10 protein-coding genes are annotated in these 13,987 nt (G+C 67.3%); 3 read left to right on the forward strand and 7 right to left on the reverse strand.

The window, feature by feature from the left end:
- Positions 1–185: 185 nt before the first annotated feature.
- Together ACZ1I2_RS05295 and ACZ1I2_RS05300 are read left to right on the forward strand one after the other, a co-directional pair.
- Complete coding sequence (locus ACZ1I2_RS05295; protein WP_465174888.1) at positions 186–2,132, forward strand: sialate O-acetylesterase; 1,947 nt, start codon at positions 186–188, stop codon at positions 2,130–2,132.
- Positions 2,133–2,160: 28 nt separating this feature from the next.
- Positions 2,161–2,349, forward strand: coding sequence for a hypothetical protein (locus ACZ1I2_RS05300; protein ID WP_465174887.1), 189 nt, complete (start codon positions 2,161–2,163; stop codon positions 2,347–2,349).
- A gap of 262 nt (positions 2,350–2,611) precedes the next feature.
- Here ACZ1I2_RS05300 and ACZ1I2_RS05305 read toward each other — a convergent pair whose 3' ends face one another.
- The 3 genes from ACZ1I2_RS05305 to ACZ1I2_RS05315 form a co-directional block, all read right to left on the reverse strand.
- Positions 2,612–2,761, reverse strand: a complete 150-nt coding sequence (locus ACZ1I2_RS05305; protein ID WP_465170726.1) for a lmo0937 family membrane protein — start codon at positions 2,759–2,761, stop codon at positions 2,612–2,614.
- A 62-nt stretch (positions 2,762–2,823) separates the two neighbouring features.
- Positions 2,824–4,908 (reverse strand): catalase, encoded by a 2,085-nt coding sequence (locus ACZ1I2_RS05310; RefSeq protein WP_465174886.1) that lies wholly within the window; start codon positions 4,906–4,908, stop codon positions 2,824–2,826.
- Between the two features lie 588 nt (positions 4,909–5,496).
- On the reverse strand, positions 5,497–6,465 hold the full coding sequence (locus tag ACZ1I2_RS05315; protein ID WP_465181590.1) for an SDR family oxidoreductase: 969 nt from the start codon (positions 6,463–6,465) through the stop codon (positions 5,497–5,499).
- A gap of 117 nt (positions 6,466–6,582) precedes the next feature.
- On the opposite strand from ACZ1I2_RS05315, the gene ACZ1I2_RS05320 reads away from it, so the two are divergent.
- Positions 6,583–7,848, forward strand: coding sequence for a DUF763 domain-containing protein (locus ACZ1I2_RS05320; protein ID WP_465181591.1), 1,266 nt, complete (start codon positions 6,583–6,585; stop codon positions 7,846–7,848).
- A 308-nt stretch (positions 7,849–8,156) separates the two neighbouring features.
- On the opposite strand, the gene ACZ1I2_RS05325 is transcribed toward ACZ1I2_RS05320, so the two are convergent.
- The 4 genes from ACZ1I2_RS05325 to ACZ1I2_RS05340 form a co-directional block, all read right to left on the reverse strand.
- On the reverse strand, positions 8,157–8,813 hold the full coding sequence (locus ACZ1I2_RS05325) for a peptidylprolyl isomerase (protein ID WP_465174884.1): 657 nt from the start codon (positions 8,811–8,813) through the stop codon (positions 8,157–8,159).
- A gap of 71 nt (positions 8,814–8,884) precedes the next feature.
- Positions 8,885–9,217, reverse strand: coding sequence for a GIY-YIG nuclease family protein (locus ACZ1I2_RS05330; RefSeq protein ID WP_465174883.1), 333 nt, complete (start codon positions 9,215–9,217; stop codon positions 8,885–8,887).
- Between the two features lie 72 nt (positions 9,218–9,289).
- Positions 9,290–10,708, reverse strand: coding sequence for an efflux transporter outer membrane subunit (locus tag ACZ1I2_RS05335; RefSeq protein ID WP_465174882.1), 1,419 nt, complete (start codon positions 10,706–10,708; stop codon positions 9,290–9,292).
- A gap of 12 nt (positions 10,709–10,720) precedes the next feature.
- Positions 10,721–13,897: an efflux RND transporter permease subunit gene (locus ACZ1I2_RS05340; protein ID WP_465174881.1), complete on the reverse strand. Its 3,177-nt coding sequence runs from the start codon at positions 13,895–13,897 to the stop codon at positions 10,721–10,723.
- Between the last annotated feature and the right edge of the window lie 90 nt (positions 13,898–13,987).

The following is a 13,987-nucleotide window of genomic DNA, read 5'->3' on the forward strand; positions in this document are numbered from 1 at the left end:
TGGAGGGGCTTGGAGCGCGGAACGGCTGTCCCGCGCTCCAAGCCCCTCCACCCCGCGCTGAAGAAGCGCGCGGTCCCCCTCCCCGAGCAAGCTCGGGGAGGAACGAGGAGTCACTGGACAACCCCCTCAAACGCTGCTCCTATATCCTATACGATCCGCGCGAGGGCGGACGGGGGAAAGCGACGATGAAGGGCCCATTCCGTGCATTGATCCTGGTCGGCCTCGGCCTCGCCACCCCCGCCATCGCCGCCGAAACCCCGCTGCTCCACGTCATGTTCCAGGATCACGCCGTCCTGCAGCGCGACAGGCCGATCCCGGTCTATGGCCAGGCCGCGCCGAACACGACCGTCACCGTCAAACTCGGCACCGCAACCGCCACCGCCAAGGCCGACAAGACCGGCCAATGGCGCACCACGCTCCCGGCGCTCCCCTCCGGCGGCCCCTACATTCTGGAGGCGCGCAGCGGCGGCGCAACCCAGGCTGTCCAGGACGTGCTGCTCGGCGACGTCTTCCTCTGCACCGGCCAGTCCAACATGCAGCTCGCGGTCCGCGCCGCGGGCAATGCGGCCTTCGAGATGCGCGCCGCGACCGATGGCCAGATCCGCCAGCTCGGCATCGCGACGAAGGACAGCCTGACCCCGCTTTCCACCTTCGCCACGCCGGTGTCCTGGACCGTCGGTTCCCCCGACACGGTCGGCAATTTCTCGGCGAGCTGCTATTATTTCGCCCGCGAGATCAAAAAGACCACCAACGCCCCGGTCGGCCTCGTCGTCTCCGCCTGGGGCGGCAGCCGGGTGCGCGACTGGGTAAGCGAGCCGAATCTGCGCAAGCTCGGCCAGTACAACGCCGATCTCGACATGCTCGCGCTCTACCGCACCGACCCCCAGGCCGCGCAGCGCCGCTGGGACGCAAGCTGGGAAAGTTGGTGGAAAGCGAACGGTGCCGCAGCCGCCAGGGGCAATCCCTGGGAGCCCGCCTATCCCGTCACCGACTGGAAAACCGCCCCTGCCGCGCTCGGCCCCTGGGCGCTGTGGACCGGCAATTCGCCCGACGGTTTCGTCGGTCAGATGTGGTTGCGCACCAGCGTCGATCTCACCGCGGCGCAGGCAGCGCAAGCCGCGACGCTCGATCTCGGCTCGGTCAATGAGGAGGACCAGAGCTGGATCAACGGCAAGGGCGTCGGCGGCACCAGCTGGTCGAAACAGGCGCTGCACGAGATCCCTGCGGGCGTGCTTCATGCGGGCGCCAACATCATCGTCACCAACATCTTCTGCAGCTGGCGCAATTGCGGGATGAGCGGCCAGGCCGAGACGCGCGCGATCCGCCTGAAGGACGGCACCGCCGTGCCGCTGTCCAGTCCATGGCGCTATGCGGAAGTGCCGAACGGCCTCATCGCGCCGCAGCTTCCCTGGGGCCCGACGCACGGCGTCACCCAGCTCTATAACGGCATGATCGCCCCGATCGGCGGCTACGGGTTCAAGGCCGCGATCTGGTATCAGGGCGAATCCGACATCTATTTCAGCAGCCGGTATCAGGCGACGCTGGCGGCGATGATGGGCGACTGGCGCGGCCGCTTCGGCGCGGACTTGCCGTTCCTCATCGTGCAAATCCCCAATTACGGCCCGCGCCCGACCGCGCCGGTGGAATCGGTCTGGTCCGAAGTCCGCGAGGCGCAGCGCCGTGCCGCGAATGCCGATGCCAGGGCCGCGTCGATCGTCACGGTCGATATCGGCGACGCGACCAATCTCCACCCCTCGAACAAGCAGGATATCGGCCGCCGCCTCGCCATCGCCGCGCGCCACACCGTTTATGGTGACGCAACCCCGCCGGCCGGCGCGGTGCCCGGCGCCGTGCGCCGCTCGGCCGATGGCGTGATCATCCCGTTCGGCCAGATCACCGGCACGCTGGCGGCCTGGAGCGGCCAGCCCAACGCGTTCGAACTATGCGGCCCGGCGGCCGGATCGTGCCGCTACGCCGACGCCCGCATCGACGGCACGACCGTGGTGGTGAAGGCTGATGCCATGGATGCGACGCGTATCCGCTATTGCTGGGGCGACAGCCCGACCTGTACCCTCACCGACACGAGCGGTCTGCCGGTCACGCCGTTCGAGCTGGCGATCCCGCCGCGCTGAGCGCCGGGACGGGGCAGGGGGAAGGTTGATGTGGTTCTGGTTTCTCGGGCTGCCGGTGGTGGCGGTCTATTGCATCTGCCAGGCCGTCCGCGATTTCCGCCGGGGCGAGCGCGCAATGGGTCTGCTCGGTGCGGTCTGCGCCGGTCTCATCCTGCTCATGCCGATCAAGACTCATGCGGTGAAGGTCGACTTGCCGATCGCGGTGCCCAATCGCTGAGGCCAATCGCGCCATTGCCCGCGTTTGCCGGGGCAGAGAGCGATTCTCGGTCTGGCCCCGCCAGTGGCGGGGATGATGTCACGCGGAGGCGCGGAGGCGCGGAGAGGAAGCGACCGGGGGACTGGCGGTCCGTAACGACCAGCCAGTCCAAAGCCGGCGATGACAGGAATCCTGCGCGCCGAGGACGATCTCCGCGCCTCCGCGCCTCCGCGCGAATCCTTTTTCCGACGCGCTCAGGCGCACGACATCCCGTCGATCGCCCCTATACCGTGCGGCGGCCGGTCACGAAGTGAAGAATGATCATCACCACCGCGATGACGAGCAGCAAGTGGATCAGCCCGCCTGCGACATGAAAGGCAAAGAAGCCGAGCAGCCAGAGCACCACCAGGATTGCAGCAATAGTTCCCAACATCATATTATCCTTTTCGTTGAACCCGCGAAACGACTTGGAAGGCCTTGTGGTTCCGTCGTCCATCAGGCGAGCGTGCGCACGCCCGGCTCGCGGTCCCAGAAACGCTTCGCCGCCGCCGCGGTGAAGCCCTTGTCCGCCGGCACCACGCCCTCGTCCGGCACGACCCCGGCCTTGTCGAGCAGCGGCTGGGCTTCGGGCGAATGGCCGATCGCCTTGAGATGGCCGAACGCATCCATCGCGAACTGCACCGCCGCCGCTTCCTTCAGCAACGCCGCGCAGCCTTCCTCCGACAGGATGATCGCCACGGCATCGGCCAGCACCGAGGGATAGCCGGCGAGCTGCGCATCGGCCTTGAGCAGCTTGCCGTCGGACAGTTTGGCCCCGCCGACCTTGGGCGCGACGATCACGGCGCGGGCGCCCGCGCCGGTGATCGCGTCGACCATGGTCGCGACGGCCTTGGCGTCCGATCCGTCGGCGATCAGCACCGCGATCGACCGGCCCTTGATATCGGCGGGCGCGCGCGGCCCCTCGACGATGCGCAGCGCGGGCGAGGGATCGAGATCCTGCGGCGCCACCGCCGCCTTGGACGCCTTGGGCAACGGCATGTTGAGCCCGTCCGCGACGCGCTTGGCGAGCGCGGCATCGACATTGACCAGGTTCGACATCATCCGCACCCGGACATGCTCGAGCCCGACCTTGGACAGCTCGAACACCAGCGCCGACGCCAGATGCGCCTGTTCCGGCGCGGCGAGCGAGCGGAAGAACAATCGCGCCTGGCTGTAATGATCGGCAAAGCTCTCGGGCCGGATGCGCAGCTTGTCGCCCTGCTCGTCCGGGCCGTCGGCCGCGGGGAAGCTGGTGAAGCCCGTCATCGGGCATTCGCGCGGGCCGCCATCCTCGCCCGCTTCGGACAGGCTGTTCGGCTCGTAATTCGCGCGGCCCTTGGGGATCGCCATCTGCATGTGCCCGTCGCGCTGGAAATTCATCACCGGGCATTTCGGCGCGTTGATCGGCAGCTGGTGGAAATTGGTCGAGCCGAGCCGCTTCAGCTGCGTGTCGAGATAGGAAAAGAGCCGCCCCTGGAGCAGGGGATCGTTGGTGAAGTCCACGCCCGGCACCACGTTCGCCGGGCAATAGGCGACCTGTTCGGTCTCGGCGAAGAAATTGTCCGGATAGCGATCGAGCACCATCCGCCCGATGATGCGCACCGGCAATATTTCCTCGGGGATGATCTTGGTCGGGTCGAGCACGTCGAACGGCAGGCTGTCGGCGAATTTCTGGTCGAACGCCTGGATACCGAGCTCCCATTCGGGGAAGTCGCCCCGGTCGATCGCTTCGAACAGGTCGCGCCGGTGGAAATCGGGGTCTGCGCCGGCGATCTTCACCGCTTCGTCCCAGCAGGTCGATTGCACGCCCTGTTTCGGTTTCCAGTGGAACTTCACGAACGTCGACTTGCCCTTGGCGTTGACCAGCCGGAAGGTGTGGATGCCGAACCCCTCCATCGTGCGCAGCGACCGCGGGATGGTCCGGTCGGACATCGCCCACATCACCATGTGCGTCGATTCCGGCATCAGGCTGATGAAGTCCCAGAAGGTGTCGTGCGCGCTGGCCGCCTGGGGATAGCCGGTCTGCGCCTCCATCTTCACCGAATGGATCAGGTCGGGAAATTTGATCGCGTCCTGGATGAAGAACACCGGGATATTGTTGCCGACCAGATCCCAATTGCCCTCCTTGGTGTAGAATTTTACCGCAAAGCCGCGCACGTCGCGCGGCGTGTCGACCGATCCGGCGCCGCCCGCCACGGTGGAGAAGCGCGTGAACAGCGGCGTGCGCTCGCCCGCGCGCTGGAACAGGTCGGCCTTGGTGATGTCGGCCAGGCTCTCATAGCATTCGAAGAAGCCGTGCGCCGCCGAGCCGCGCGCATGGACGATCCGCTCCGGGATGCGCTCATGGTCGAAATGGAAGATCTTCTCGCGAAGGACAAAATCCTCCAGCAGCACGGGGCCGCGCGGGCCGGATTTCAGCTGGTTCTGGTTGTCCGAGACGCGGATGCCCTGGTTGGTGGTCAGGCCGTTCTCCGCCTCGTTCGACACCGTCTGGTGGGTTTCGCCGCCATTGCCCGATGTCACGCCGCTTTTCGTCGCCATTGTCCGCTCCCGTCACTGTTCGCGGGGTCAACTGCAGGGCGACGGGAAAGGTCCGCGCGATCAGCGCGACTTGCTCTGGATCAGCGCGATTCTTCGGCCCGGGCGGGATTACCGGCGATCGTCCCGCCGCTGGATGATCGCGCGCCCGCTATCGGGCCCGGGCTTCGGGTGTCAGTGCCACGACGGTGATATGTACCGGGAAACGTCGCGGTCGCAATGGCAACGGCCGCGGCGTTCGATTCAACCGGCTCCCGCCGCGTCCTATGCTGCGGTCGTCGTCGGCCCATGCCGCCGCACCGGAGCCGTCACGCCATGCCCTTATCCGATGACGAGGTGACAAATAACATCAGGAATACCGTAAATACTCCTGATCAATTCTCGAAAATGCGCAGGAAAAACGGTAATATTCATGCCGATCGAATTCCCGGCGCTCTTCCTGGAAATACGACTGAGCGGGGCATGGATAGCCTGGGCGCCATCCGTCGCCACAGTAACGCGCCGAAAATTCGGGGTCGACGTTGGCTGGCGAAAATCCCGCTTTACTGTCCGTTTTTCCGCGGGTTCCAACAGAATTACTTGGGCTGCGGATCACCCGCCGCCATAGCCCCCGATGATCGGCAATATCTCCCCGGTGATGTAGCTGGAGCATTGCGGCGAGGCGAGGAAGACATAGGCCGGCGCGATTTCCTCGGGCTGGGCCGGGCGCTTCATCGGCGTGTCGGCACCGAAGGTCGCGACGTCGGGCGCTTCCTTGTCACTCGGGTTGAGCGGGGTCCAGACCGGCCCCGGCGCAACCGCGTTCACCCTGATGCCCTGCGGGATCAGGTGCGTCGCCAGGCTGCGGGTAAAGGCATGGATGCCGCCCTTGGTCATCGAATAATCGAGCAGATCCTTGTTGCCCATGATGCCGGTGACCGAGCCCGTGTTCACGATCGCACCGCCCGGCTTCATCTTCGCGACCGCTGCCTGCGCCATGAAGAAATAGCCGTAGAGATTGGTCTTCAGCGTCTGGTCGAAATGCTCGGCCGTCAGGTCGGCAAAGCTGGAATGGACCTGGAAGGCGGCGTTGTTGACGAGGATGTCGAGCCGCCCGAACGCCTTCGCCACCTCTTTCACCGCGGCCTTGCAGAATGCCTGGTCGCGCACGTCGCCCGCGATGACGATGGCGCGCCGGCCTTCCTGCTCGACCGCCTTTTTGGTGACCTGCGCATCCTCGTCCTCGTCGAGATGCAGGATCGCGACGTCGGCGCCCTCGCGCGCGAACAGGATCGCGACCGAGCGGCCGATCCCCGAATCCCCGCCGGTGACGATCGCCGCCAGGCCCTCCAGCTTGCCCGATCCCTTGTAGAAAGGCGCATCGTACAGCGGCGCCGGATCGAGCGCGGATTCCTTGCCCGGCTTCAGCTGATGCTGCTGCGGCAGCGGCGGCTCGGGATATTTTCGCGCACCGGCCTGCATCGCGCCGCCCTTCTTCTTGGGCTTCTTGTCGGCTTTAGCCACCTGCGCCTGGATCGCGCGCTGCTCGGCGACGGTCTTTTTCGGGTTCGATTTCGCCATGGTCATCCTCGCCGGTTGAGGCGACCTCAATGCATGGGGGCGAGGGACCGTTCCCCCGTTCGTTGTGGCCAGCGCCGCGATCACCTGCTAGCATGTTCCCAGTTCGTTCCAGAGGTGATGATGGCCAATCGCGCCGGCAGTGCCGATCTTCCCCTCCATGGCGGCCATGTGCCGCCATGGCTGAGTACGCGCATGGCGAGCCTCGGGGCGGTCATGGCGCAGGCGATCGTGCATCATTACGGGCGGGACGAGCTGCTGCGCCGGCTTGCGCACCCCTTCTGGTTCCAGAGCTTCGGCGCGGTGATGGGCATGGACTGGCATTCCTCGGGCATCACGACGAGCGTGATCGGCGCGCTGAAGCGCGGCCTTGCGCCGCTGTCGGGCGAGCTCGGCCTCCATGTCTGCGGCGGGCGCGGCAAACAGTCGCGCCGCACGCCCGGCGAGCTGGTCGCGATCGGCGACCGGGTCGGGCTCGATGGCGCCGGCCTTGCGCGCACCAGCCGGCTCGTCGCCAAGGTCGACAGTGCGGCGGTGCAGGACGGGTTCGATCTCTATCTCCACGGCTTCATTATCGCCGATGACGGGCAATGGGTCGTGGTGCAGCAGGGCATGAACGGCGATCTGCGCCAGGCCCGGCGCTACCATTGGTCGTCCGAGGGGCTGGGCAGTTTCGTCGACGCGCCGCACGCCGCGATCGAGGGCAGGGGCGGCGGCGAGATCGTCAACCTCACCGATCGCCGCGCCGCCGCGTCTCGCGATGCGCAACTCGACCTGCTCCGCGATCTCGGCCCCGACCGCATCGCCCGCGAGGCCGCCGCGCTCGAACCGGTCAAGCCGCCCGCGCCGACCGACCAGCCGATGCTCCCGCACCTGGTCCTGCCCGGCCATCACGACGTCCGCCCATCCGACGTGATGATCCGCCGCCTCCACGGCACGCTCGCCGCCGCGGCCGAGAATGGCCCGGCCGATTTCCCGGAATTGCTGCTCGTCCCCGGCGTCGGCGCGCGCACGGTGCGCTCGCTGGCGATGGTGGCGGAGGTGATCCACGGCGCGCCCTGCCGCTTCGCCGATCCCGCCCGCTTCTCGCTCGCGCATGGCGGCAAGGATCGCCATCCCTATCCGGTGCCGATCAAGGTCTTCGACCGGACCATCGCGGTGATGAAGCAGGCGGTCGGCAAGGCAAAGCTCGGCAATGACGAGAAGCTCGCCGCGATCCAGCGCCTCGACGCCCAGGCCCGCGCGATGGAACGCCACGCGACCGGCCCGACCCTGCCCGAATTCGTGGCGGAAGAATGCCGCAATTCGCACGACTATGGCGGCCGCAGCGTGTTCGGCTGGGAGCCGGAGGTTGCCGACGCCGAAAAGGCTGCACGGAACCTTTAGAAGCGCAGTCAGCCCAAGACAGACGTCAGTCGTCATTCGAGCAAAGAACCTTGTGTCCCCGCGAAGGCGGGGACCCAGCCTGGGCTCCCGCCTTCGCGGGAGCACAATAAGGTGCGAGGCGCTCTATCGTCGATTCAACTATTCGCTGGTCTAGGACAGTGTACCGATCAGGCGCGTGAAACCCGCCCCGCTGTTTCTCATGATGGCCGATTGCTTACGCTTCGATCCGTCCCCGTTCCCCGACCGAGCCGCCCTGGTCCGCGGGAAATTCACCCTGTTATGAGCACGGAACAGGGAAGCGCCGGCGCCTATTTCACCCCGATCAGCCAGGGCTGCACCACGCCGGTGGGCTTGGCTGTGCCGTCGATCCGTTCGGCCCGGATCAGCGGGATCGGCTTCAGGATCATCTGGCCCTTCATCGGGCCAGATCCGCCGCCGATCGGCTGGGCGAGGATCTTGCGCACCACGTCCATGCCCTCGACGACATGGCCGAACGCGGCATAGCCGGTATAGCCCGGCTTCGCGTCCATGCTCGGATGCGCGCCGAGCATGATCGCGAAATTGCCGGTCGCGCCATTCTCGTCGCGGCCATGCGCCATCGAGATCACCGTATCGACATGGCGGATACCGGTCCGGCTGGTCGGCTCCAGCGGCACCGGCGACGGCAGCATGCGCCGCGCATCGGTGCCGATCCCGCCCTGGACGAAGCCATAGGTCGGGTCAGCCTTGCTCCGCGCCGAGCGATAGAAGCTGGTATTGTCGAGCCTCTTGTCGTCGACATAAGCGAGGAAGTTCGCGGTGGTCTTCGGCGCGCGCCTGGCGTCGAGCGCGATCACGATCGGGCCGAGCGCGGTGACGATCCGCACGCGCACCAGGCCGGGTGCGGGCCTGCTGTGCTGCTGCGCCGTGGCGGGTGCCGCCAGCGCGAGGAAGGCGAGGGCGAGGAAGGAGAGAATCGGGCGCATCGGGCTCGCTCGAAGGGGGTGAAGCCCCTGCGCGCTAGGGGCTGGGCGAGGGGGACGCAAGCGGCGCAACGTTAGAGTTGGGGCGGATCCCACTCCTCCGTTCGTCCTGAGCTTGTCGAAGGACTGTTCTTCCCTTTCGCCAGTCGTGAAATGAGATCCCAATCGCCACGGATCAGCGCCAGCTTCTTGGCACGGCTCCACCCTTTGATCCGCCGTTCGGCCTCAAGTGCCTCGATCCGCCTCGGAAATTCCTGCGACCACACAAGCGTCACCGGACCATAGTCTCGCGTGTAACCAGGGATCAGTCCGCTTTGATGCTGACCGATTCTGGCTTCAAGATTGTCGGTGTGGCCGACGTACAATCGGCCGGCCCGGCAGTGCAGCATATAGGCCCAGAAGCTCATTGGGCGAGCCTAAGGGGAAGAACAGCCCTTCGACAAGCTCAGGGCGAACGGATGGTGGGGGGTTCCCTCCCCCTACCGCGCCGCGATCACCGGCCTTTGCCACCCGCCGCCGAGCGAGCGGAACAGGTCGATCTGCGCGCCGGCGATCCGCGCGTCCGATGCCGCCAGGTCGGCGTCCGCATCGGCGAAGGTGCGCTCGGCATCCAGTACTTCGAGGAAGTCGATCTGTCCCTCGCGCTGGCGGGCGCGGGTGATACGGGCGGCCGCTTCCGCCCCGTCGCGCGCGGCCTGCAGGGCGGCGCGGCGCTTCAGTTCGCCCTGATAGGTGGCCAGCGCGGTCTCGGTCTCTTCCAGCGCCTGGAGCACCGTCCCGTCGAACTGGGCAAGCGCCTCGCGGCTGCCTGCTTCGCTCTCGGCGATGCGCGCCCGCGCGGCTTCCTGGTTGGGGAAGGACCAGCTGATCAGCGGCCCGAGCAGGAAGCGCAGCGCGCCGCCGCCGAACAGATCGCCGATGCTCGCGCTGCTCGACCCGACCGATCCGCCCAGCGTGATGCGCGGATAGAGCTCTGCCGTCGCCACGCCGATGCGCGCCGTCGCCGCCGCCAGCCGCTGCTCGGCCGCGCGCACGTCCGGCCGCCGCGCCAGCAGCGCCTGGCCGTCGCCGACCGGGATCGGCTGGTCGAGATGCGGCGTGTCGGTCCGCGCCGCGGCGATCTCGGGCAGTTCCTGCGGCGTCCGCCCGGTCAGGGTCGCCAGCCGGAACAAGGCCGCCTGGCGCTCCGCCTCGATCGCGGGGACGAGCGCGGCACGCTGGTCGCGCAGGGTGGTGATGCGCACCTGGTCGAGCTTCGCCGCGCGGCCCGCCTCGACGCGCTTGCCGGTCAGGGTCGCGGACTTGTCGAGCAGCTCGACGATGCGCTTCGCCACGCCGAGCCGCTCGGCCGAGGAGGCGGCATCGACATAGGCGCGGGTGGTCGCGGCGACCACCGCGACGCGCACCGCATCGGCATCGGCATCGGCGGCGCGGACGTCGCCGCGCGCCGCCTCGATGTTGCGGCGGACGCGACCGGCCAGGTCGACCTCATAGGAGACGCTCAGCCCGACATCATAGGATTCGCCCTCGGCGGCCGAGCCCGGCAGGCGCTGGCTGTCGGGGGTGCGGCCATAGCCGCCGGTCGCGCCGATCGAGGTCTGGGGCAGCCGGTCCGACCGGACGCCGCGCAGCGACGCGCGTGCCTTGTCGAGCCGCGCCACCGCCACGCGGATATCGGTGTTGGCGGCGAGCGCCTCGGCGACGAACTGGTCGAGCGCCGGGTCGCGGTAGAGCTGCCACCAATGGTCGTCCGCCGGGGCGGTCGAGACGCTGGGGCTGGCGCTGCCGATGAACTGCCCCGCCGCCTTGGGCGGGGCGACCGGCGCGACGAAGTCGGGGCCGGCGGCGCAGGCGGACAGCGCCAGCGCGGAGATCGAGGCAAGCAATAGCTGTTTCATGACGGCCGCTCCTTATTCGGCGGGCTGAAGAGTCGCCGGCAGCTGGTGCTCGCGACGGCGGGTGAACCGCATCGCGAGCGCCCGGCAGACGACATAGAAGGTCGGCGTGAAGAGCAGGCCGAAGCCAGTGACGCCGATCATCCCGAAGAACACCGCGGTGCCCAGCGCCTGGCGCAGCTCGGCGCCCGCGCCGGTCGCGATCACCAGCGGCACCGAGCCGAGGATGAAGGCGAAGCTGGTCATCAGGATCGGGCGGAGACGGGTCTGCGCCGCCCGCACCGCCGCCTCGATCGGCGACAGGCCTTCCTGCTCCTCGGCCTGCTTGGCGAACTCGACCACGAGGATCGCGTTCTTCGCGGCCAGCGCGATCAGCACGACCAGGCCGATCTGGGTCAGGACGTTATTGTCCATGCCCCGCAGGTTCACGCCGGTCATCGCCGCGAGCAGACACATCGGCACGATCAGCACGATCGCCAGCGGCAAGGTGACGCTCTCATATTGCGCCGCCAGCACCAGGAAGACGAACACTACCGCCATCAGGAAGACGAGGCCGGCCGTGCTGCCCGCTGCCTTTTGCTGATAGGCGATGCCCGTCCACTCATGGGAATAGCCGGCGGGCAGGGTCTTGTCGGCGAGCTTCTCCATCGTCACCAGCGACTGGCCCGAGGAGAATCCGGGTGCCGTGTCGCCGTCCACCTCGACCGCGGGGAAGAGGTTGTAGCGGACGACGCGGTACGGCCCGGTCTTGTCCTGGAAGGTCGCGACCGACCCGATCGGCACCATCTGGCCCGAATTGGAGCGGGTCTTCAGGTTGGCGATGTCGGCGGTGGTGTTGCGGAACGGCGCATCGGCCTGGGCGGTGACGCGGTAGGTGCGCCCGAGCAAGTTGAAGTCGTTGACGAACGCCGAGCCGAGATAGACCTGCAGCGCCTCGAACACCCGCTCGGGCGGCACGCCGAGCATGTTCGCCTTGGTCCGGTCGACATCGGTGAAGATGCGCGGCGTCGCGGTGTCGAAGAAGGTGTAGATCTGGGCGAGGCCGCTGGTCTGGTTGGCCTTGCCGATCAGGTCATAGGAATTCTTGCCCAGATCGGCGTAACCGCGTCCCTCGGTATCCTGCACCATCATCCGGTATCCGCCGGCCGAGCCGATGCCCTGGATCAGCGGCGGCGGCACGATCAGCAGCCGCGCCTCGTTCACGTCGGCGGTCGCCTTGCGTGCCTCGGCCATGATGCCCTGGAAGGTGACGCCGAGCTTCCTGCGTTCCTCGAAGCTCTGCAGCGGGAAATAGGCCGCCGCCGAATTGGGCGCGAGCGTCTGGGATGGGCCGTCGAAGCCGGCCAGCATGACCGAGCCCTTGATGCCCTTGAGCGGCAGGATCTTGGCCGCGACCTTGCGCATCACCGCGTCGGTCCGCTCGATCGAGGAGCCTGGCGGCAGCTGGATCACGGTCAGGAAGTAACCCTGGTCCTGCGCCGGCACGAAGCCGGTCGGCGTGATCCAGAACACCCCGCCGGTCAGCGCGATGAGGCCCGCATAAGCGAACATCATCTTCTTCGGCGCGCTGACCAGCCGGCGCGTCAGCGCGGCATAGCCGACGCTCATCCGCTCGAAGCCGCGGTTGAACGCGTCGCCGGCACGGTTGACGATCCGCTGGAAGCGGTTCTCGGTCCCGGTCGTCTCCTTGTGGCGGAGCAGCAGGGCGGCGAGCGCGGGCGACAGGGTCAGCGACAGGACGAGCGAGATGATCGTCGCGGTCGAGATGGTCACCGCGAACTGGCGGTAGAAGGCGCCCGACAGGCCGGTCAGGAACACCGTCGGCACGAACACCGCGCAGAGCACGAGCACGATCGCGACGAGCGCGCCCGACACTTCGTCCATCGAGGTACGCGCCGCCTCGAGCGGGGAGAGCCCGCGCTCGAGGTTGCGCTCGACATTCTCGACGACGACGATCGCGTCGTCGACGACCACGCCGATCGCCAGCACCAGCCCGAACAGCGACAGGTTGTTGAGCGAATATCCGAACGCCGCCAGCACCGCGAAGGTACCGATCAGCGAGACCGGGATCGCGACCACCGGGATGATCGCCGCGCGCCACTTCTGCAGGAACACCAGGATGACGAGCACGACGAGCACGATCGCCTCGAGCAGCGTGTCCTTCACCGCGTCGATCGACTGCGCGATGAACTCGGTAGGGTTGTAGATGACCTTGTATTCGAGCCCCTTGGGGAAGCGGGCGGACATGGACTTCATCTCGGCGGAGACCCCTTCCGCCGCGGCGAGCGCGTTGGAGCCGGGGCGCTGGAACACCGCGACGATGACCGTCGGCTTGCCCGAGAGATAGGTGTTGGAGCCGTAATCCTGCGCGCCGAGCTCGACCCGGGCGACGTCCGACACCTTGACCTGGCGGCCATCGGGGTCAGTGCGGATCACCACATCGGCGAACTGCTTGGGGTCGGTCAGGCGGCCCTGAGTCTCGACGTTGAGCTGGAAGGCGTTGCCGCTGGCATAAGGCGGCTGGCCCAGGGTGCCGGCGGCGACCTGCACGTTCTGCGCGCGCAGCGCCGCGACGATCTCGCCGGCGGTCAGGTCGAGCGCGGCGGCGCGGCCGGGATCGATCCAGACGCGCATCGAATAGTCGCGCGACCCGAACAGCTGCACGTCGCCCACGCCGTCGATGCGGCTGAGGCGGTCGCGCACCTGGGTGAGCGCATAGTTGGAGATATAGCCGCGATCGAGCGAGTTGTCGGGCGAGATCAGGTTCACGACCATCAGGAAGTCGGGCGAGGTCTTGCGCGTCACCACGCCGAGCCGCTGCACTTCCTCGGGCAGGCGCGGCACCGCGATGGCGACGCGGTTCTGCACCAGCACCTGCGCGGCATCGAGATCGGTGCCCTGCTTGAAGGTGACGGTGATGACGACCTTGCCGTCACCAGTCGATTGCGAGGACTGGTACAGCATGTTGTCGACGCCGTTGATCTCCTGCTCGATCGGCGCGGCAACGGTCTCCGCGACCGTCTCGGCCGAGGCGCCGGGATAGGCAGCGCTGACCGTCACGGTCGGCGGCACGATGTCGGGATATTGCGACACCGGCAGGGTCATATAGGCGATCGCACCGACAAGCGTGATGACGACCGCGATCACCGCGGCAAAGATCGGCCGCGTGATGAAGAAGCGCGAAAAGCGCATGGATTTCGTCCTTCAGAGAGGAAATATCTTCACCACCGTTCGTGCTGAGCTTGTCGAAGCACTGTTCTTCCTTCTCACCGTCGAGAAGAA

It is taken from the genome of Sphingomonas sp. BL-S-29 (genome assembly GCF_055521495.1).

Coding starts and splice junctions, on each gene's coding strand:
- ACZ1I2_RS05340 (WP_465174881.1), bottom strand. CDS start 13,897: ATGCGCTTTTCGCGCTTCTTCATCACGCGGCCGATCTTTGCCGCGGTG.
- ACZ1I2_RS05295 (WP_465174888.1), top strand. CDS start 186: ATGAAGGGCCCATTCCGTGCATTGATCCTGGTCGGCCTCGGCCTCGCC.
- ACZ1I2_RS05310 (WP_465174886.1), bottom strand. CDS start 4,908: ATGGCGACGAAAAGCGGCGTGACATCGGGCAATGGCGGCGAAACCCAC.
- ACZ1I2_RS05325 (WP_465174884.1), bottom strand. CDS start 8,813: ATGCGCCCGATTCTCTCCTTCCTCGCCCTCGCCTTCCTCGCGCTGGCG.
- ACZ1I2_RS05330 (WP_465174883.1), bottom strand. CDS start 9,217: ATGAGCTTCTGGGCCTATATGCTGCACTGCCGGGCCGGCCGATTGTAC.
- ACZ1I2_RS05335 (WP_465174882.1), bottom strand. CDS start 10,708: ATGAAACAGCTATTGCTTGCCTCGATCTCCGCGCTGGCGCTGTCCGCC.
- ACZ1I2_RS05300 (WP_465174887.1), top strand. CDS start 2,161: ATGTGGTTCTGGTTTCTCGGGCTGCCGGTGGTGGCGGTCTATTGCATC.
- ACZ1I2_RS05320 (WP_465181591.1), top strand. CDS start 6,583: ATGATGGCCAATCGCGCCGGCAGTGCCGATCTTCCCCTCCATGGCGGC.
- ACZ1I2_RS05305 (WP_465170726.1), bottom strand. CDS start 2,761: ATGTTGGGAACTATTGCTGCAATCCTGGTGGTGCTCTGGCTGCTCGGC.
- ACZ1I2_RS05315 (WP_465181590.1), bottom strand. CDS start 6,465: ATGGCGAAATCGAACCCGAAAAAGACCGTCGCCGAGCAGCGCGCGATC.